General features: G+C 39.3%; 16 protein-coding genes and 1 pseudogene. 7 read left to right on the forward strand and 10 right to left on the reverse strand.

All coding sequences use genetic code 11. From position 1 onward, the window contains the following. Positions 1–425: 425 nt before the first annotated feature. Entirely contained in the window at positions 426–1,214 is a 789-nt protein-coding gene (locus C3F34_RS16285) for a crotonase/enoyl-CoA hydratase family protein (protein ID WP_044740732.1), read from the reverse strand. A gap of 159 nt (positions 1,215–1,373) precedes the next feature. After that, positions 1,374–2,024 (reverse strand): TetR/AcrR family transcriptional regulator, encoded by a 651-nt coding sequence (locus C3F34_RS16290; RefSeq protein WP_044740731.1) that lies wholly within the window; start codon positions 2,022–2,024, stop codon positions 1,374–1,376. Between the two features lie 120 nt (positions 2,025–2,144). Here C3F34_RS16290 and C3F34_RS16295 point away from each other — a divergent pair, with 120 nt between their 5' ends. Genes C3F34_RS16295 through C3F34_RS16310 form a run of 4 tightly spaced genes read left to right on the forward strand, consistent with a single transcriptional unit; the run spans position 2,145 to position 7,210 of the window. After that, positions 2,145–3,164, forward strand: coding sequence for an HlyD family efflux transporter periplasmic adaptor subunit (locus C3F34_RS16295; protein ID WP_044740730.1), 1,020 nt, complete (start codon positions 2,145–2,147; stop codon positions 3,162–3,164). Position 3,165: 1 nt separating this feature from the next. Next, entirely contained in the window at positions 3,166–4,962 is a 1,797-nt protein-coding gene (locus tag C3F34_RS16300) for an ATP-binding cassette domain-containing protein (protein WP_052662150.1), read from the forward strand. Further along, complete coding sequence (locus tag C3F34_RS16305) at positions 4,963–6,087, forward strand: ABC transporter permease (RefSeq protein WP_044740729.1); 1,125 nt, start codon at positions 4,963–4,965, stop codon at positions 6,085–6,087. It abuts the gene before it with no gap. A 4-nt stretch (positions 6,088–6,091) separates the two neighbouring features. Next, the gene (locus tag C3F34_RS16310; RefSeq protein WP_044740728.1) at positions 6,092–7,210 is read left to right on the forward strand and encodes an ABC transporter permease; all 1,119 of its coding nucleotides are present in this window, start codon (positions 6,092–6,094) and stop codon (positions 7,208–7,210) included. 167 nt (positions 7,211–7,377) lie between these two features. On the opposite strand, the gene C3F34_RS16315 is transcribed toward C3F34_RS16310, so the two are convergent. Next, positions 7,378–8,793, reverse strand: coding sequence for an aspartate ammonia-lyase (locus C3F34_RS16315; protein WP_104442108.1), 1,416 nt, complete (start codon positions 8,791–8,793; stop codon positions 7,378–7,380). A gap of 140 nt (positions 8,794–8,933) precedes the next feature. On the opposite strand from C3F34_RS16315, the gene C3F34_RS16320 reads away from it, so the two are divergent. Then, positions 8,934–9,806 carry a LysR substrate-binding domain-containing protein gene (locus C3F34_RS16320; RefSeq protein WP_104442109.1) on the forward strand — a complete coding sequence of 291 codons (873 nt, stop codon included), beginning with the start codon at positions 8,934–8,936 and terminating at the stop codon, positions 9,804–9,806. Between the two features lie 170 nt (positions 9,807–9,976). Here the strand turns inward: C3F34_RS16320 and C3F34_RS16325 are convergent, their stop codons facing one another. After that, positions 9,977–10,912 carry a LysR family transcriptional regulator gene (locus tag C3F34_RS16325; RefSeq protein WP_104442110.1) on the reverse strand — a complete coding sequence of 312 codons (936 nt, stop codon included), beginning with the start codon at positions 10,910–10,912 and terminating at the stop codon, positions 9,977–9,979. An 89-nt stretch (positions 10,913–11,001) separates the two neighbouring features. On the opposite strand from C3F34_RS16325, the gene C3F34_RS16330 reads away from it, so the two are divergent. Further along, positions 11,002–11,646, forward strand: a complete 645-nt coding sequence (locus tag C3F34_RS16330; RefSeq protein WP_104442111.1) for a hypothetical protein — start codon at positions 11,002–11,004, stop codon at positions 11,644–11,646. Then, a pseudogene (locus C3F34_RS16335) lies at positions 11,643–12,281 on the forward strand (LysE family translocator). The gene C3F34_RS16330 and the pseudogene C3F34_RS16335 overlap by 4 nt, the downstream one beginning before the upstream one ends. Before the next feature lie 309 nt (positions 12,282–12,590). Here the strand turns inward: C3F34_RS16335 and C3F34_RS16340 are convergent. The 6 genes from C3F34_RS16340 to C3F34_RS16365 all read right to left on the reverse strand — a co-directional run bounded on the left by C3F34_RS16340 (position 12,591) and on the right by C3F34_RS16365 (position 19,842). After that, positions 12,591–14,345, reverse strand: a complete 1,755-nt coding sequence (locus C3F34_RS16340; protein WP_104442112.1) for a tannase/feruloyl esterase family alpha/beta hydrolase — start codon at positions 14,343–14,345, stop codon at positions 12,591–12,593. Positions 14,346–14,377: 32 nt separating this feature from the next. After that, positions 14,378–14,770, reverse strand: coding sequence for a PaaI family thioesterase (locus tag C3F34_RS16345; protein WP_104442113.1), 393 nt, complete (start codon positions 14,768–14,770; stop codon positions 14,378–14,380). Positions 14,771–14,824: 54 nt separating this feature from the next. Then, a complete protein-coding gene (locus tag C3F34_RS16350; RefSeq protein ID WP_104442374.1) occupies positions 14,825–15,361 on the reverse strand; it encodes a DUF3237 domain-containing protein in 537 nt (178 codons plus the stop codon). Positions 15,362–15,414: 53 nt separating this feature from the next. Continuing rightward, the gene (locus C3F34_RS16355) at positions 15,415–16,668 is read right to left on the reverse strand and encodes an OprD family porin (RefSeq protein ID WP_213064788.1); all 1,254 of its coding nucleotides are present in this window, start codon (positions 16,666–16,668) and stop codon (positions 15,415–15,417) included. A gap of 82 nt (positions 16,669–16,750) precedes the next feature. Continuing rightward, positions 16,751–17,890, reverse strand: a complete 1,140-nt coding sequence (locus C3F34_RS16360; protein ID WP_044740720.1) for an acyl-CoA dehydrogenase family protein — start codon at positions 17,888–17,890, stop codon at positions 16,751–16,753. A 74-nt stretch (positions 17,891–17,964) separates the two neighbouring features. Further along, positions 17,965–19,842 carry a feruloyl-CoA synthase gene (locus tag C3F34_RS16365; RefSeq protein ID WP_044740719.1) on the reverse strand — a complete coding sequence of 626 codons (1,878 nt, stop codon included), beginning with the start codon at positions 19,840–19,842 and terminating at the stop codon, positions 17,965–17,967. Positions 19,843–19,850: the final 8 nt, after the last annotated feature.

Raw genomic sequence — 19,850 nt, forward strand, 5'->3', positions numbered from 1 at the left:
TCATGTAGGGTTGGGTTAGAGTTATTTTGTACTGTGACATCAAGGCATAAATGCAGAATCAGCATTGACTACAAAAATTACACAGATACAAAAAAATGCGCAGTACAAGAAAAACCAAAGAATCATTCGTTTGAAGGCTTTATCCGAAATAGAACTGTCCGCATATTTTTCTGGCTTTCTTGAACCTTGATCATCATTCATCACAAAACTCACTCTATTATGGCTTGTAATGATTATGGCGAAGTTCTGTTGACTGCTGTAGATACACTTTTTAAATAAAAAACTATAACAGAAGAAAAGAATTTCAAACTTCTGTTATGTTTTTTGTGTGAGTGATGGATGTTTTAAAGGCATTTTATGACTTAAACCTTATCTAGCGTAAAGTATCTGTCTTTATTTCATTAAAGTTTGAAAAGTAAAAATTTCTATTTGCCTTTAAACATTGGGGTTCTTTTTTCCAGCATGGCCATAACACCTTCATGTGCATCTTCAGATTGGAACAAAGCAGGTAAATAGGAGGCTAAATTTTGTAGGGCATAGGCTGAGCCTTTTTGTTGCGCTTCTTGGGCAGAGCAGAGTAAGGCTTTTACCGCTAAGGGTGCCGCTGTAGAAATCTCCTGAGCAATTTGAGTTGCTCGAGCAAGCTGTTGACCGCATTCAACTTTCTCAGAAATAAGATTTAAATCTAAAGCCGTTGCTGCCGTAAAACTTCTCCCAGTCAAAAGGTATGGCATCGCTTTTTGCCAACCTGCGGCTTGGACAAAGCGTACAGTAGCTCCACCAAAAGGCATAATGCCACGTAATACTTCTATCTGTGCAAATTTACAGTCTTCACTGGCTATCACAACATCGGCATTTAACATCAGTTCAATTCCTGCGGTAAAACAGATGCCTTGTACAGCCACGACGACAGGCTTAGTTCTGGGTTTTCCCGTTACTCCCCAAGGATCAATTTGATCAGTAGTAAAATTAAAAACACCCCGAGTCAATTTATCTTGCAGTTCAAGCAAATCTAGACCTGCTGTAAAATGATCACCATGTGCAAAAATAATGGCGCATCTTAAAGCCGGATCTGCTTCATATTCAGTGAGTGCTTGAGACAATGCCAAGATCATGTGGCTATCAAAAGCATTTCGTTTACTGGCACGATCTAAACCAATGAATAAAAGATGATCTTGGATTTCACGACTCACAGTTCCATTTGTATTATTCATTGTTATATACCTTGATTATTCTGTTTATTGATCTGCTTTTATTATGGAATGAGTTTGATGAAGATAAAGTGGAAAACTGTATGCAAATGATATCGATGAGATCACATTGTCAAAAATCACTGTGCCATATAAAAACTTCTAAATCGAATAGCTATTAGCTCATTGTGATGAATTTTCCTTTTGGGAATGTATAACCGCTTTTAAACCCGCCAAAGAAAAGGTCTTAAAATGTAAAGCCAACTGCTTGGCTGGTATGCAACGCATATTTTGCAACGGACCTGATGCCGCCTCGCTAGTCATGATCAGCATTAGGCATGGTGCAACGACACTAAATATACAGGGCAATAGTGTGGGATCATTTTCATCTAAATCGGTAATTTGGCTAATAATATGACGGATTATCTGAAACTTTCGTGTACCTTCTGTTTCAAAAAAATTTAATAAATGTGCTGAAGGGGAGAAAATCTCACGAATAAAAACTTTGCCGTGCCATACGTCTTGCTCCACTAATTTTATAACCAGTGTTTCAAAAAAAACTCCCAGTTTTTCTTCAGGATCACATTGCATTTCAGCAATTTCTTGTAGTTCTTGCTCATTTAAATAATGTGCATGTGCTTCGCTAAGAACAGCCTGATACAAGCCATCTCGTCCACCAAAGTGATAGTTAATTGCCGCAAGATCCACTTCCGCCAATTTAACGATTTCCTTGTTGCTGGTTTTAGCCCAACCCAATTGGGCGATCAAATGACCCGCGGCCTCAAGAATCTTTGACTTGGTTAAATCACCATCACTGCGTCTGGCTCTGGACATCTGCTTACTCGATTGTATATTGGTATAAAGTATATTCTTTGATCTTAATTTTATGATAGTTTAAATTTAAATTGAATTTAAACTTTATTGTTTGAGTATAATAAATAAAGGCTGATCTTAATGAAAAAAACAGCGGTAATCTTGATTTTGGCTATGATCGTAATTCTTAGTTGTGGGATTGCTTGGTTTTATTTCAAGAAGCATCAGCCTGAAAATGATCTAACCTTATACGGTAATGTTGATATCCGTCAGGTATCTTTAGCCTTTGAAAATTCAGGAAGAATCAAAAGCCTTCAAGTACAAGAAGGTGATCATGTAAAACAAGGACAAGCGCTGGCAGAACTAGATACTTCCGCTTTAGTTATTCAAAAAAAACAAGCTGAAGCCCAATTAATCATTCAACAACAAGCTATTTTGACCCAAGACGAAGGCGCCAGACCAGAAGAGATTGTGCAAGCTAAAGCTCAAATTGCCTCTGCACAAGCAGAACTGAACAAAGCCAGTAAAGCACTACAACGTTTACTTGCTTTAAACTCAAGCAGTGCAGGAAAAGCCATCAGTCAACAAGAAGTAGATGCTGCTCAAAGCAATCAAAACGTGGCTCAAGCATCGGTCAAAGAACGTCAAGCCAACTTAGATTTATTACTCCAAGGTGCACGTAAAGAAGATCGTGAAGCAACTAAAGCTCAATACCAAGCGACTAAAGCGAATTTAGAGTCAATTCAATATCAGCTGACGCAAGCCGTTTTACGCTCCCCAACGGATGCTGTAATTCGGACACGCTTACAAGAAGTGGGCGATATGACCAATGCGCAAAAGGCAGTTTATACACTGGCGCTAACCAATCCTAAATGGGTACGTGTTTATGCCAACGAAGCTCAACTTAATCGCATTCATTTAGGTGATGTTGCCCAAATTTATCGCGATAGCATACCTGATCAACCTATTCAGGGGAAAATAGGGTATATCGCTTCTGTTGCTGAATTTACGCCTAAAACAGTACAAACAGAAGACATCAGAACCAGTTTGGTTTATGAAGTACGTGTGTATGTACAAGATCCAAATGACCAACTCAAAATGGGGCAACCCGTAAAAGTAGACATACAACCCACTGCATCAAGTATCCAAGAGAAAAAATAAGATGAGTGAGAGCTACATTCTTCAGGCAAAAGATTTGAAGCATGTGTTTAAGTCTCAACAAAAACACATAGAAGATACCTGCGCATTACAAAATATAAATATGCAAATTAGAGCAGGCGAACTAACCGCCTTGGTAGGACCTGATGGTGCAGGGAAAACTACGTTTCTTCGTTTAATTGCAGGCTTATATCAGCCTACAACTGGTGTGCTAGAAGTTTTAGGGTTAAATGTTGCTGAACATGCGCAAGCCATTCAAAACCGAATCAGTTATATGCCGCAACGGTTTGGACTGTATGAAGATTTAAGCATTATCGAAAACTTAAATTTATATGCAGATTTGCATGGTGTATCTAAGCACGACCGCCAACAACGTTTTGATCGGTTGCTTAAAATTACCGATTTAACTGCATTTACTCAACGTTTGGCAGGACAACTTTCTGGCGGTATGAAACAAAAGTTGGGTTTAGCCTGTACATTAGTACGTTCTCCAGAATTGCTTTTATTGGATGAGCCGAGCGTTGGCGTAGACCCACTTTCACGTCGTGACTTATGGACCATCATTGAACGACTGGTGCAAGAGGACAATCTCAATGTCATTATTAGCACAGCCTATATGGATGAAGCCGAGCGTTGTGACCAAGTCTATGTGATGTATAACGGACAGGTAATACAGCAGGGAACACCTCTACAATTACGCACCTATGCCAAGGATAGAACATGGCAAGTTTTACCACCGAAACATATGAAAGCCAGAGTGCTTCAAGCAGCGCTATTGGAGAATACCAAGCTTTATTGTGATGCTGTACCCAAAGGTGAAATGGTGCATTTTATTACCCAAGATGCCTATAGCGAATTTCCAAAACAGCTTTTGCCCGAAGAATTAAAACCTGAAGCCAGAACTGCTGAACTTGAAGATGCATTTATGTTGATTCTGCATCGAACACAACAAACATCCTCTACAGAAACACTGATTGAAAATGAATTAGAGAAGGTGGATGAATTAGACATTTTAAAATCAATTCAATCCAATAATGGTGATGAAAGGGTCATTACAGTCCAAAATTTGACGCGTAAATTTGAGGATTTTACTGCGGTTGCGAGTACGTCTTTTGAGGTATATCGGGGAGAAATTTTTGGTTTGTTGGGGCCAAATGGTGCAGGTAAAACCACAACCTTCCGCATGTTATGCGGACTATTGCCAGCAAGCAGCGGCACACTTGAAGTCGCGGGAGTAAATTTACGTACGGCTCGTGCACAAGCCCGCGCCAAAATTGGTTATGTATCACAAAAATTTGCCTTATATGGAAATTTAAGTGTACATGAAAACCTCAAATTCTTTGGCGGTGCTTATGGTCTCTCAGGGAAAAAATTAAAACAACAAATCGAAAAAATGTTGGCTCAGTTTCATTTGAAGCCTGAAGCCATTAGTGGAAATTTACCTGCAGGATTCAAACAAAGGCTTTCTATGGCTGCAGCGTTATTACATGAACCTGAAATTCTATTTTTAGATGAGCCAACGAGCGGCATTGATCCACTCGCACGTCGAACCTTTTGGCATACGATTGGAGAGCTTGCAAATCGGGGAATCACAATTATTGTGACAACTCATTTTATGGAAGAAGCCGAATATTGTGACCGTATCGCCATTCAGGATGCAGGTAAATTGTTAGCGCTTGGCTCACCACAAGAAGTCCGACTTCAAGCAGGAATGTATGCAGGTAAAGATATGAATAGTGCTTTTATTGCAATTGTTGAGCAAGCACGTCATGTCAATACCATATCCAAGGAGAGTGTTTAGATGCAGTCTTCTTTTCTCATCCGTTTAAAAGCTTTAATACATAAAGAGGCTATTCAACTGTTACGTGCCAAAAGCAGTCTGGCAATTGGTCTATTACTACCGATTATTTTAATTCTACTATTTGGCTATGGCTTGTCTTTTGACCTAAGTAATGGGCGAGTTGCTGTCGTCATAGAACAGCCATCTCCTCAAACGCAACAAATCGTTGCGGGAATGCAGGGCAGCCCATATTTATCTGTTCAGCAATTTTATGCACTGCCTGATGCCATTACGGCCATAAAAAATGATGAAGTAGATGCTATTTTAGTCATTCCAGCCAATTTTGAAGCTGAGCAATTACAAGGTCGTGGCAAGCTTCAGTTATTAAGCAACGGACGCTCGACCAGTATTGCTTCGAGTATGCAAAGCTATGTTTCGGGCGCAATTTCTAATACTTTAAATCTACAAGTTGAGCGACAAAATTCGACCTCAACACAAGCGACTGTGAGTATAGAACAGCGTATGTGGTTTAATGAGTCGGCAAATAGCACTTGGTTTTTAGTGCCTGGTTTAATTGTTTTAGTACTCACCTTAATCGGGGCTTTTTTAACAGGATTATTAATTGCCCGTGAACGTGAACAAGGAACTTTAGAAGCACTTTTTGTGACGCCAGTAAGACCATTAGAATTGGTCATTGCCAAATTGACACCTTACTTAGTGATTGGTCTCATTGATATTGTCGTCTGCTTAATTGCATCCTCACTGTTATTTGAAGTTCCAATGCGTAGTTCCATGCTTTCAATTCTCAGTGCATGTTTTCTATATTTATTGGTCTCCTTATTGCTCGGTTTAACAATTTCTGGTTTTGCACAAAACCAGTTTCAAGCCAGCCAGATTGCGTTATTAGCCAGTTTTATGCCCGCAATGATGCTTTCTGGTTTTGTATTCGATATTCGTAATCTGCCTTTTGTCATCCAAATTGTTAGCCAAATATTACCAGCCACTCATTTTATGTCCTTAATTAAAACCCTATTTTTAGGTGGAGATGACTGGAAGCTCTGGTTCAAAGAATGCAGTATTTTAATGCTATATGTGATTGTGCTGATGTTTGCTGCCTGCAAATCACTCAAAAAACAGTTGAGATAACGACATGATTCAGCGCGTATTGTCATGGTTCCAATATCTGGCTGTATTGGTCAGAAAAGAGTTTTTGGTTATTTTTAGCGACCCTGCAAACCGAATCGTCTTATTTGCACCAGTTCTGATTCAGTCACTGCTGTTTGGTTATGCCGCAACTTATGATGTAAATCGGGTTGATTATGCCATTCTGGACTTAAGTCACAGCCAAACAGCGACTGAATTTGTTGCAAAACTAGATGGTTCAGGTATTTTTCAACGCACTGCTACACTCGAAAATAGCCAGCAAATTACGTCAGTAATTAACAATCGTGAAGCACTGGCAGTCATTACCATTCCCCAAGATTTTGAACAAAAGCTGACGCAACAGCAAGCATCACCGATTCAAGTCATTGTAGATGGGCGTAATTCTTCTACAGCAGGTGCCGCAGGCTCATACATTGCAAGTATTGTGCAACAGTTTAATCAACAACACTTAAAGAATACAGCACCACTGAATATTGAAACTCGAATTTGGTATAACCCGAATCATGAATCTCGTTGGGGAATTATGCCATCTTTAATTGCTGCATTAAGTATGATGCAAACTTTATTATTGTCCTCTTTATCTGTAGCAAGGGAACGGGAACAAGGAACATTCGATCAATTACTGGTCACCCCATACACCCCTGTACACATCATGATTGGTAAAGCATTACCGCCTATATTTGTGGGTTTAATTCAATCCACGATTATTTTTCTTATTATATTGTTTTGGTTTCAAATTCCAATGCAAGGTTCTATTGGCTTGCTATATTTGGGACTGATTAGTTTTAATGTGGCTGTTGTTGGTGTAGGGCTATCGATCTCAGCCATTGCACTCAATATGCAACAAGCCATGTTTTTTACTTTTTTACTGATCATGCCGCTGATGCTTCTTTCAGGCTTATTAACACCCGTTCAAAATATGCCTCAAGTATTGGAAATTGCGACATATATTAATCCATTACGATTTGGAATTGATTTAGTGTTACGTGTTTATTTAGAAGGTGCAGAATTTTCCCAAGTAAAATATGACTTTGTTCCAATGATTATTTTGACTTGTATAACTTTACCTTTGGCTACTTGGTTGTTTCGAAATCGCTTGTCGTAAAAGTAAAGAAAGGATTTTATATTCTTCATTCTTTAGAGTACTTATTAACCAAAATGAAAAATTATCGTATGTAACATTCTTCCTGTATCGGATTGATTGAGTATGAAAGACAAAGAAAAAGGAACTTATGACTAAGTTCCTTTTTCTTGAGCAATTACATAAAAATATTATGCAGATTGCTTAGGATTTACCATGTTTTGTACTGAAAGTACGTCTGCTAAAACTTCATCAGAAAGCAAGTTTTCAGCTTTAATAAGCGCAAGAATACTTTGACCAGATTCGTTTGCTTCTTTGGCAATACGAGTCGTCGTTTCATAGCCAAGGTATGGGTTCAATACAGTAATAATACCAATTGAGTTATCTACCAAGTGTTGGCAATGTTCAGCATTCGCACGGATGTTTTCAATACATTTCAATTGGAACATACGCATTGCTTTACCTAACAAATCAATTGATTCGAAAAGTTTGAATGCGATTAACGGTTCCATTGCATTTAACTGTAACTGACCCGCTTCAGCAGAAAGGGTAATTGCCAAGTCATTTGCAATAATTTGGTAACATGCCAAGTTCATTGCTTCAGGAATTACTGGGTTCACTTTACCTGGCATGATTGAACTACCTGGTTGACGTGGTTCTAAGTGAATTTCATTTAGACCTGCACGTGGACCACTCGACAATAAACGTAAGTCATTGGCAATTTTAGCAAGTTTAGTCGCCGTACGCTTTAAGAAGCCTGACAATAGAACGAAATCGCCCATGTCTGAAGTCGCTTCAATTAAGTCAGGAGAACTTGAAATGTTCTTTTGCGTAATTTGTGACAATGCTTCAATTGCGTGAAGACGGTATTCAACTTCAGTGTTAATACCTGTACCAATTGCTGTACCCGCTAAGTTCACAACACTTAATGCATTCGGCATGATGCTGTAAAGCATATTCAAGTCATTTTGCAAAGTATTAGCAAAAGCGCCAAATTCTTGACCCAAAGTCATTGGTACAGCATCTTGTAACTGAGTACGACCCATTTTTAAGATATGCGCAAATTCTTCAGATTTTACACGGAAGCTATCGATTAAGCTTTGGAATGGTGTGTTAAGTTGATCTAAAGAAAATAATAAACCAACTTTAATTGCTGTAGGGTATACGTCATTGGTTGACTGTGACATATTTACATCATTATTTGGGTGTAAATATTTATATTCACCTTTGGCATGTCCCATATATTCCAAACCAATATTTGCAATTACTTCATTTGCATTCATATTGGTTGAAGTACCAGCACCACCTTGAATCATATCAATTGGGAATTGATCATGATATAAATCATTCATCAACTGCTGGCAAGCATGTTGAATTGCATTGTATTTATTTTCTTCTAATTTATTTAGTTTAAAATTTGAAACTGCACATGCAGATTTAACCATTGCCAATGCTTTAATGAAAATTGGGAAATGGCTTAATTTATTCGGACTTAAATTGAAATTTTCCAATGCACGAAGTGTTTGTACACCGTAGTAACAATGGAATGGGACTTCTTTAAAACCAAGTAAATCTTTTTCAGTCCGTGATTTAATTTCAATATTCATTTAGAAATGCTCTATAGCGGGAATAATTTTATCTTAGAACTAGAACACCCAGCCTGACTAATGTAAAAAAATATTTATCCATGCATTTTTTGCATAACACTGTATAATTATCAATATCGCTTAGATTATGGACAGCGCAAATGTCATTGGAAATTCGTTGGATTGAAGATTTACTTGCTTTAGAACAAGAAAAATCTATCTCAAAAGCGGCCGAACTCAGACATGTAACACAATCTGCCTTTACACGCAGAATTCAAGCCATTGAAGATGCTTTAGGCTTTCAAATTTTAAAACGCTATAGCAAGAATGTAGACTTTACAGATGCTGGTCAAATCCTGCTGTCATCTGCAAAAAACATACAAAATCAATTGGATACAACAATAAAGTATCTGGAAAAAAATATTAGGAACAATGAGCTTTCTATCAAGTTTGCCGTGTCCCATTCGTTAATTACACAGTTTTTCCCTAATTTTATTCACAATTTATATACAGATATTAAAGATCTACAGCTTGAAATTATTGCAGCCAATATGAAACAGGGCATGCGACTGTTGAAAGAAGGTTCATGTGATTTTTTAATTTGCTATTGTGATGAAGAAACTCTAAAACAGTTAGACCATGCAATTTTTGCATTTCATAAAATTGTGAAAATGGAAATTCTTCCTGTTGCATCTGCACGCGATAAATATGAGAAATACAGTTTAGATCAAAATTTTCCATTGCTGTCTTATAGTAAGCAGGCTTATTTAAGAAAATGTGTCGATCGTGAAATTGAAGATAAATTAGATTATCGAATTTTATATGAAACAGATAATGCTGGAGATTTAAAAGCTTTGGTTTTACAAGGACTAGGCGTTGCTTGGTTGCCTAAATTATTAGTAGAAGAAGAAATTGCTGAAAATAAATTACGCGTCTTAGATGGTTATCATTTTTTCCAAGATGTTTATCTTATTCGCAGTAAAGTTATATATTCTCAACGTATGGACTATATATGGAATACTTTAACTAATTAATATGAATTAGGCATTGTATAAATAATATTTTCATCTATTCAATTTATACAATGCCAATATTATTTTCCTAATATAAATAACAAAAATTGTTCTTACATTTACTGGTTCTGCTCATATTTAAAGTACCTTCCTTCATTGCTTCAGCATACAACCTTTTGCGTATTTTTTTATCAATCTGGTCTTAACAATGTCGGTTCTTGTGCCAATTTTTGTGCCAGAAATTCAATCAATACTTTTAGTTTTGGTGGCAAATGTTTTGTCGCTGGGTACAACAACCATGCTCCGCCACTATAGTAGGTTTTAAAATACCAGTTTGGCAAAACTTGAATTAACTGCTTATTTTTCATTACCTTATTTGCTACAAAGAACGGTAAACTGGCAATTCCAAGGTGCTGTAAGGCTGCATCAAGTCGTACTCCTGTATGATTCGCCGCGTAGCGACCTTTGACATGGACTGAAAGGTTTTTGTTCCCTTGTTGAAATTTCCATTTTGAATCTATTGCTTGCTCACCCAAATAGATACACTGATGTTCTTTCAAATCGTGTGGATGCTGAGGTGTACCAAACCTTGATAAATACTCAGGCGTTGCACAAATTACATGGTCTATTTCTAAAAGTTTGCGTCCCATCAAACCTTCATGTGGCTTCTCTGTAATACGAATAGCTAGGTCAACTTGATCTTCAATTAAATCTACATAACGATCTTCTAATAGCAGTTGAATATCAATTTTAGGATAAAGTCTCAAAAATTCAGGTAAATAAGGGTGAATTAGATAATGCCCAACGGCCTTAGGCACACTTATTCGAATTTGACCTTGAGGTTCTAAGTGAAATTTTTCCGAACTTTCCATTACGGCTTGAGCTGCATTCACCATATCTAGGCAACGCTCGTATACAGCTTGTCCACTTTCACTTATACGTAACTTACGAGTGGTTCTTTGTAGTAGTCGTGTCCCTAATGCTTTTTCTAGGCGTGAAATAGCTCGACTGATTGCGGAAGGTGTTGTTCCAAACTGACGCGCTGTTTCAGAAAAACTGCCTGTTTCTACCACTTTTACAAATGTCACCATTTCATTCAGTAAGTTTAAATTTTGATTTGTGCTCATGAAGCAAAAGTTATTTGATAATTTTCTAGATTATCGCTCCATAGACAAAGTAATACAATTTTTTCATATTTTGATACGGTTGTTATTTCATGGTTAAACATCTTTATTTATCTGGTGTTACAGAAAGTTATGCTGAAGTGATTGCTTGCACTGCATTAGATAATGGTCAATTTGAAATTAAATTAGAAAACACGCCATTTCATCCTCAAGGTGGGGGACAACCGAGTGATACTGGATATATTGCAGAGAGTGAAGTTGTCCATGTCGCAATTGAAAATGGCACGATTATTCATCTATGTAAAAGTGCTGTAGCATTAGGTCGAGTATATGCAAAAGTTGATATTCAAGCCCGTCGACTCCACAGTCGTTTGCACAGTGCAGGACATTTGATTGGACATATTGTTGAAAGTTATGGTTGGCAACCAATCAAAGCACAACACTGGCCAAATAATTCAAAAGTACAGTTTTTGGCGACCCAAAACAGTGAACCTGTGGATTCTATGTATTTAGAAACTCGTCTACAAGCCTTTATCGATGCAGATTTAGCAGCAAAGATTACCCTTAATGAGAATGGATTTCGTGAAATTCAGTTTGGTGAATTGAATGCCTATCCTTGTGGTGGAACGCATGTTCTATCTTTATCGGAAGTTGGTAACGTCAAAATTATTAAAATGGAAATAAAGAAAGGCAAACTCACCGTACATTATGCCTTAGCTAAGGGTATTTCAGGATGAATGTCTATTACCATGAGTTTCTTACGCTAGCCCTCATACATTTTCTTGCAGTCATTATTCCAGGTCCCGATTTCATTATTAGTGTGCGGCAAAGTACCCAACACGGTTATCGAATCGGCTGTATAACCGCAGTAGGAATTGGTTGTGGCATTTCTGTTCATGTGTTTTATACCCTTATGGGCGTTGGTTTTGTTCTGTCTCAAAATCATATTTTCATGAGTCTTTTTCAAATCATTGGTGCCTTATATTTACTCTATTTAGGCTAGAATTGTTTGAAAGGAGGGTCGAGTCCAATTGAAATTAGCACGGTTGTTACCTCTGAACACAGGACGATATCTTATCATCAGGCATTCATGACAGGTTTTTGGACCAATGCACTGAACCCGAAGGCGACCATTTTTTTCTTGGCCATTTTCACCAGTATAGTCAGCACAACAACGCCGTTATACATACAGATCCTGTATGGTGGATGGATGTGTCTGGTGAATACGCTGTGGTTTATTGCAGTCAGTTTGATTTTTACGCAGCCTAGAATCAGATCAGGCTTTCTGAAATATAATTCTATTTTAGAAAAAGTTATGGGCGTGTTACTGGGTGCAATCGCAATACGGTTAATTTTAGGGATTGAGTTCTAATCATCAATAAAGCATAACCATATGTTAAGGCTGTTGAAATTACGATATTAAAATTCAAATCTTTAAAATACAATGAGGTATGAGGATTAAAACTGCTAATCTTTCCATGCAAGTCTTTTGATAGATACAGTCAACAGCCTAAACTCTTCTAAAATTTTTGACTTTATACCGACAAAATCGAACGTTCGGGGAGAAGTCTTGTTTGAGGATGGTTTTAGAGCCATTCAATTATACATAGCCTTAACCAGACTCAAACAAAGAAAGGGCTAATTTTTAGCTCTTTCTTTGTTTCTAAACACTTATTTTTGATTACAATTTACAGCTAAAATTCTCGGCTTGCTCACTGTCTCCCTGACCGTTATAACGTGCGATTAAAGGATATGGGCAAAGTGGGCGTGTACGAGTGGCCGACCAATCGGTAGGTAATTCAGTATTCACTTGCCCACTGGCATTGCCTTCACCCCGTGCTCCAGCAATGATTCGATCTGGCGCCTGACCATATTCCACCCAATTGACCAAGGCTGTGAGTGCATCAAACTGATCGGTTGCGATACCACCACGAGAGTGATTCATGCCTGGAACACGAAAAAAACGGACAAAACTTGGAGCATTGCCAGAGGCATTACTTTGATATTTTTGCAGCAATTTATCGTACCAGTTCTGGGTGTCATCTACAGAAAATACACCGTCAGCAGTGCCCTGAACTACAATCATTTTACCGCCACGTGCAAGGAGTTTATCCAAATTCAACTCATCAGGTGGAATCATAAAAGACATGGCACTTTCTGGGTAGGTTTCATTGGTGGCAGATAATTTTGCGTAGTCTGTATCAAAATTAAAGTTGAAGGCAAATTGGCGAGAATTGAGCATAACGTCTGGATTTGGTGGAACCTGAAAAATTATTCCGACTGCAACTGGGTCACGTGCCGTACCAACAGACGAATCAAATTTCCAACTAGCCCAATTACTGCCGATCAGCCCCGGATCAAACGGTTGTGTGGCATATAATGCTTCACCTGTTGCATTGACAGGACCCTGATAGATATTGGCAAGCACATCAATTTGATCTGTAGATAAACAACTTCCATCTCGTGTGCTAGAACATACTGGAACATCGCGGTGAATATCAAATGCCGTACGACAGGCTTCCACGTCTTGAACTAAACCATCCGCAATACCATCAAGTCCATCACATTGAGCTAAAATAGCTTGTGCAAGCACTTTTCGTTCAGACAGGGTGAGGGCTGTTCTTAAATCGTTTTCATCGGTGGCCACTCGGCGTAATTGTTGCGCCGTATAAAGTTGGGCTGCCGCAGCACGTGGCAAATGGAAACCCGGTGTACTGGCAAGAATCCCATCATACTGATCTGCTAAACGTGTTGCCGCCATCATGGCATGTCGACCACCGTTTGAGGTTCCACCTGCATAAGAACGATCTGGCAATTTCCCATAAGCGGCTTGAATCAGATTTTTCGCCATTGGCGTGAGTTTAGTGATTGCGCCATACCCATAGTCAATTCGAGCTTGTGGGTCTAAGCCAAACAATGGGTTTTGGGCTGCATTGTGTCCCGCATCAGATGAAATAACAGCAAAGCCATCATGCAGGGCATTGGTCAATGGGCCACCGCTGCCCACTTGCCCCGTTGCTGTCGCAATATTGCCATCTGTACCACCATTCCCCTGATAAAGGAAACGACCATTCCAATCTAGAGGTAAGCGCATTTCAAAACCAATTTGATAGGTTTGACCATCTACGGGACTGACGCGTGGATACATATAGCCTGTAATCAAGCAGTGTGCAGCGATGTCTTGCCCCGCAACCTTGAGGCTGCCCGCTTCTTGTAAAGTTGCTGAAGTGATATTGGTGTTTGAATATTTAAACCCTTGTAAATCCGCGCATGAACCTTTTAAGTTGGTTCCGACGGCTGGAGCAAGTTGTGGAATTGTGGCTGTAGTTTGTGTCGTTTTTGAGCTGTCATTATCGCCACAGGCTGAAAGACCAATACATAAGGTCAATACACTTAACGGTGTGAACCAATTTTTTTGTTTTAAATTTTTTTGCATTATTGAAATTCCATATCAATCAATGTTGAAGGTTAAGATTGGAGAACCATGAAATTGGCGGTACTTCGTGCAATCATTTTTTGGTTTTGCCATGCTTCGCTTTCAAGGCTCAGAATGGCTTTGCCTTGTTTGGTAAAGCGACATTTGGTGAGTACAGTTCCCACTTGGCAGGGACGTAAAAAATCCATAGTTAAGTTAATGGTGGTTGCTAGAGTTTGATTATTGGCAAGATAAGCAAACAGCCCCATCACATCATCTAGCATGGCACAGACCATGCCACCTTCTACACTGCCTCGCGGATTGGTAAAGCTGTCCAGCGCGACATAACTAATTTCTAGTTCAGTCTGGTCAGCATTCCATTGGATATTGTGACCTCCCAGAAGATGATGAATGGGGGGAAGGTTTGTTAAAGTGCTTGGTGTCATAATGAAAGATCCGTTTCTCGAATAATGACGAAAAGATAGATAAAGCTTCGATGCTTATTGCAGCGTGTAAGCGTCATAAATTACGGCTTTGCCTAAACGCATGGCACTCCCAACGGCAACAGTTTGATTCAGCCACGCATATTTCGGCGAACTAGTTTCAAATTGCATGGTAATTTTGAAATAGTATTTGTTCGGGTCGACATCTTTACCTTGCGCAAGTTGTTGCAGCACTTCTTTTGAGCCATGTCTGTAACCTTTGGTTTGTAAATAAATTAAAGCGCCATCTTCAGTTTCAAGTAGGTATCGAGTATCAATAATGGCAAGTCCTTGACTGTCCACAATTTGCCAATCTGCTCCATTATTTAAAATACGCCCTTTGAGTTGTTTCCCTTGGAAGGTGCCACCTATAATTGGAATTATTCGACGTTTGCCACTATCGCTAGTAGCTCCAAGTTCCCAAACAGGCGCATTCAAATCCACGCTAAATTGAGCCAGTGGTTCTAAATGAGGTGCTGGCGGCTGATATTGCGTTTCAGCATAGCTCTGGCTGAATAGGCTCAGACCAAAGCAAAGAGCGAGTATTTTTTTCATCAAATTTCTCTCACAAAAAAAAGGTTCTGGCAGCAGCAGAACCTCTGTAGGCATTATTTAAATTTCCATGTGTAGTCGATGTTAATGCGTGTTTCGTTGGACGGTTTGATGTTGGCAGTAGAGAGCATATTGTTGTCATACATGGCGTAGCGGGCACGTAAACCTAGATTTTTTAATGGTCCATTTTGTACGGTATAACCAATGTCAAAATCGGTTTCATGTTCTTTTAAATCGGTTCCACCTAGTTTTGGTGCATAAATATTGTCACCAGTGGTGTAACGGGTCATAAAGCGTAAACCTGGTACATAGTTTTTGAAGTCATATTCATAACGAAAGCTATAAACACGCTCTTTGGGATTTAAAAATTCAGCAGGCCAAGTATCGATCAGCAAACCTGTTTCACCACCTGTTAAATATGGAAATGCGGTATCACCACTATGATGGAAAGTCGCCAAAATAAATTTGTGATTTTGATGTTTCAGTTCAAAATAACCATGAATCAGGTCGTTATCTACCAAACCTGCTTTGGCTTGACCATCTTCTCGGCTACGGTAATAGCGTAATTGTGAGCTAAAATTATTGCCGTCATTGAATTTGTGGTTATAGGTAATGCCAAACATGGACTGGTTATATAGGTCTTGTACATCCATATAAAAGCTGGTCAGTTTGGTACTTGGAATAAGCTGATAATGACCACCTAGATAATACAGTTGGTCGGTATCGGCACTTTTGAAACGACCATTCACCCCAGAAATCCGCAAGTTTTCCCAGTTGGTTGAATCACGATGATTGACCTGATCAATATAAGCTGATTGGAAATCCAGATTTGGAATATCTTTCGATTCTAAGGAAATGCCTTGGTAGGTTTGTGGTAATAAACGGGCAGGTGAGGCAACCAGTACAGGGTTCATTGGTCGAAGTGTTCCAACCTTTAATTCAGTTTTACTGATTTTAGCTTTACCTGTGACTCCAATTTCCCCATAACTGGAAGCAGGTTCATTGGTCATAGTATCTCGTGGTAAATTTCCTGTTCCTGCATAGTCAGCACTAGCATCCAATTTCAACCCAGCCGTCGCTAAAATATCTATCCCAAAACCAATTGTTCCTTCGGTATAGCCTGAATTGGCTTTTAGAATAAATCCTTGTGTCCAATCTTTAGCGGCTGGGTATTTAGACTGCTCTTGATAATCACGATCAAAATAAAAATTTCGTGTGGTTAAATCGACTGTGCTGTTATCAATAAAGTTACCAGCAAATACTGAACTGGAGAGCATAAGGGTAGAGTACATCCATAATTTAGACTGCATTGCATTTCTTCCTGAAATATCATTGTTGTTTTACATGCAGACCTCAGACCGAGGTCTGTTCTTCATTTGTTGTTTAAACGAATTATTTTCCGAGCATTTCCCGCGCCACGATTTCTTTCATAATTTCATTGGTGCCGCCGTAAATTTTTTGCACACGTGCATCGACAAAGAAACGTGAAATTGGATATTCCTGCATGTAGCCATAGCCACCAAACAGTTGTAGTAATTGATCAATCACATCGCATTGAGTATCGGTAATAAAGCATTTCAAGGCAGCAACATGGCTCACGCTTAAAGCATCTCGACTATATTGTTCGGCACATTGATCGACAAAGGCCTGAGCTGCTTTGGCTTTAATTTGCGTATTGGCCAGCACAAAACGCGTGTTTTGCATGTGACTTAAAGGTTGACCAAAGGCTTTACGCTGCTGCACATAATCACTGGTGAGCTCAATCGCACCTAAAATTGAACCCAACGCCATCATGGAAATACTTAAACGCTCGCGAGGCAACTCCTGCATCAGGTAGGCAAAGCCTTGACCTTCTTCTCCCAGTCTTTGATTCTTAGGTACTTTGACCTGATCAAAAAATAACTCAGCGGTGTCTTGGGCATGGAGTCCAATTTTTTTCAAAGATCGCCCTTTTTCAACACCTTCTAATGCAGCATCAACCAATAATAGAGAAATGCCCTTTGCTCGAGCTTCGGGATTAGTTTTTGCCACCAAGACAATGAGGTCGGCATGTATCCCATTGGAAATAAAAGTTTTTGAACCATCCACCAGATAATGGTCTTGATTCAGAATGGCTTGTGTACGAATGGCTTGTAAGTCCGATCCTGCATTGGCTTCAGTCATGGCTATCGCAGTGACGACTTCGCCAGTAACCATTTTGGGTAGCCAATATTGCTTTTGTTCTTCACTGCCTAAGTTTTGGATATATGGAGAAACCAGTTCATTTTGTCCACCAATTGCAACAGCCAAGGAGGTAAAACCTGCTTGTGCAGTTTCCTGTACCAGCATCAGAGAATAGTGAATGGGGGCGCCATAACCGCCATATTCTTCAGGCACATCAACACATAAAAAGCCGTTTTCACCTAACTGGTTCCATAATTGTCTCGGAATCAGACCATCTTCTTCCCATTGCTCATAATGTGGAGCGACAAATTCTTTTAGAAAGCGGCGATAGTTATCGCGAAACAGTTCAAATTCAGTATCTTGTTGCATACTTAACCTTTTTTTGGCAAAAGTAAGGGTAAAGCCCAAAATAAATTGAGCTTTTTTACTGTTATTTCAGTGATTTAGTTGTTTAAAGTTGGGACTCGAATAATCAGCGAATTATCGGTCTGTTTTTGATACAACTCTTCAATTTTCTCGGCACGACGCTTAATGATATTGCCTTGATTGAGATTACCTTTATCGGTAACTTCACCTGCATCCAATTGTGGTGGTTCAGTTTGCAGATATAGCATAGAAACGCGATTGGAACTTCCTGTTGCATCTTTGTTGTAGTGCATTAAAAATTGACGGAACCATTGCTGAACTTTCGGATGTTTCAAAATTTCTTCAGCGCGATGTTCTGATAAAGACAGCCCTGCATAATCGGCACAGGCATCCAGTTTTGGAAAAATTAAAAAACCAATCGCGTTTAGGTTAGACCCCGTAATACAGACATCTTGAATCAGTAAATTTCCCTGAATCAGTACTTTATTGCGTAAGGTACCAACATTTACAAATGTGCCTGTATTGAGTTTAAAGTCTTCTGCAATACGGCCATCATACATCAAGCCCTGAGTCGGATCATTGACATCGACCAAGCGAACCGCATCTCCAGTATGGAAAAAGCCTTCTTCATCAAAGACTGTACTTTGCTGATCTTCATTTAAGCGCCAATAACCTTTCATGACATGTTTGCCACGGACACAAAATTCAAGTTTGTCCCCATATGGAACCAATTTGATTTCACAACCTGGTGCAGGGTAGCCAATAAAGCCTGCCATAACACGCGGGCCTGTGGTAAAGGCACAAGAGGGGGCTGTCTCGGTCATGCCAAGTCCACTCATAATGCGGATTTTTTCACCGCAATGTTGCTGTGCAATTCGGTCTAATCGATTCCAACCTGCTTCGGATAAAGCAGCACCTGCAAAGAATAGAATTTTTACTTTTGCAAAAAAGCGATCACGTAGTTCAGCATCTTGTTCCAATGCGTCGGTGAGTTCTTCCCAACCTTTGGGTACGTTTAAATAAACTGTGGGTGAAATTTCTTTTAAGTTTCGAATCGTCTCATCGAACTTGCCTGCAACAGGTTTACCATCATCGATATAGATAGTGCCGCCATTATATAAGGCGATCCCGACATTGTGGCTACCGCCAAAGGTATGATGCCAAGACAACCAATCAAGCAAGACTGGCGGTGTTTCTTCGAACTCTGGGAAAGTTTGTAATAACATTTGCTGATTTACACTTAACATCAAATGTGTAGTTGGAACAGCTTTTGGCAGTTTAGTCGAACCAGAAGTAAACAAAAATTTGGCGATTTGATGTTCGTCTAAACGTTGATAATGCTCCTGCACATTCATGACAGGCGTATCTAAAAGTGATTGAAATGAAGTGCAACTATGTTCACCTAGAATCCCTTTATTGGTAACAACTTCGATCTCCGTTTGGGCACAACTTTGAATGGCTTTGGCAAAAGCCTGACCATCATTGGCATAAACCATACCTGGAGTAAGTACATCGAAAACATGTTTGAGTTTGCCAAAATCTTGTGAAATCAGTGAATAAGCAGGGGATATGGCAGAAAATGGAACACCAGCCAACATCGCAGCCATCGACAGCGTTAAATGCTCAAGATCATTGCCCGATAAAATAAGCAAAGGGCGCTGCTCACTCAAATTGCGATTATGTAAGGCTTGGGCAATATGCCATGCACGTTGCAAGGTGTCAGCATAACTGAGTTTGACCCACTCACCTTGAGTATTCCGTTTTGCCGCAAAAATATGCTCTGGTTTGGTTTGTGCAAAATGAATCAGGCGATCAGTCAATTTTTGCGGATAGCTGTTTAGTTGTTCTTTCGGATGCAGATACAAAACCTGATCTTTGTAGACGTAATCAATATCATGACGCCCAAGTTTTACCAGTCGTTCGCGATCTTGTGATTGAGTGGCATTCATTTGCATTGTTTTTC

Origin of the sequence: Acinetobacter sp. ACNIH2 (genome assembly GCF_002934965.1) — a bacterium.
GTDB classification, from domain to species: Bacteria; Pseudomonadota; Gammaproteobacteria; order Pseudomonadales; family Moraxellaceae; genus Acinetobacter; species Acinetobacter tandoii.

Bases quoted from the DNA above. Each gene is read 5' to 3' on its own strand.
- C3F34_RS16285 (WP_044740732.1), bottom strand. From the start codon at position 1,214: ATGAATAATACAAATGGAACTGTGAGTCGTGAAATCCAAGATCATCTT.
- C3F34_RS16290 (WP_044740731.1), bottom strand. From the start codon at position 2,024: ATGTCCAGAGCCAGACGCAGTGATGGTGATTTAACCAAGTCAAAGATT.
- C3F34_RS16295 (WP_044740730.1), top strand. From the start codon at position 2,145: ATGAAAAAAACAGCGGTAATCTTGATTTTGGCTATGATCGTAATTCTT.
- C3F34_RS16300 (WP_052662150.1), top strand. From the start codon at position 3,166: ATGAGTGAGAGCTACATTCTTCAGGCAAAAGATTTGAAGCATGTGTTT.
- C3F34_RS16305 (WP_044740729.1), top strand. From the start codon at position 4,963: ATGCAGTCTTCTTTTCTCATCCGTTTAAAAGCTTTAATACATAAAGAG.
- C3F34_RS16310 (WP_044740728.1), top strand. From the start codon at position 6,092: ATGATTCAGCGCGTATTGTCATGGTTCCAATATCTGGCTGTATTGGTC.
- C3F34_RS16315 (WP_104442108.1), bottom strand. From the start codon at position 8,793: ATGAATATTGAAATTAAATCACGGACTGAAAAAGATTTACTTGGTTTT.
- C3F34_RS16320 (WP_104442109.1), top strand. From the start codon at position 8,934: ATGTCATTGGAAATTCGTTGGATTGAAGATTTACTTGCTTTAGAACAA.
- C3F34_RS16325 (WP_104442110.1), bottom strand. From the start codon at position 10,912: ATGAGCACAAATCAAAATTTAAACTTACTGAATGAAATGGTGACATTT.
- C3F34_RS16330 (WP_104442111.1), top strand. From the start codon at position 11,002: ATGGTTAAACATCTTTATTTATCTGGTGTTACAGAAAGTTATGCTGAA.
- C3F34_RS16340 (WP_104442112.1), bottom strand. From the start codon at position 14,345: ATGCAAAAAAATTTAAAACAAAAAAATTGGTTCACACCGTTAAGTGTA.
- C3F34_RS16345 (WP_104442113.1), bottom strand. From the start codon at position 14,770: ATGACACCAAGCACTTTAACAAACCTTCCCCCCATTCATCATCTTCTG.
- C3F34_RS16350 (WP_104442374.1), bottom strand. From the start codon at position 15,361: ATGAAAAAAATACTCGCTCTTTGCTTTGGTCTGAGCCTATTCAGCCAG.
- C3F34_RS16355 (WP_213064788.1), bottom strand. From the start codon at position 16,668: ATGCAGTCTAAATTATGGATGTACTCTACCCTTATGCTCTCCAGTTCA.
- C3F34_RS16360 (WP_044740720.1), bottom strand. From the start codon at position 17,890: ATGCAACAAGATACTGAATTTGAACTGTTTCGCGATAACTATCGCCGC.
- C3F34_RS16365 (WP_044740719.1), bottom strand. From the start codon at position 19,842: ATGCAAATGAATGCCACTCAATCACAAGATCGCGAACGACTGGTAAAA.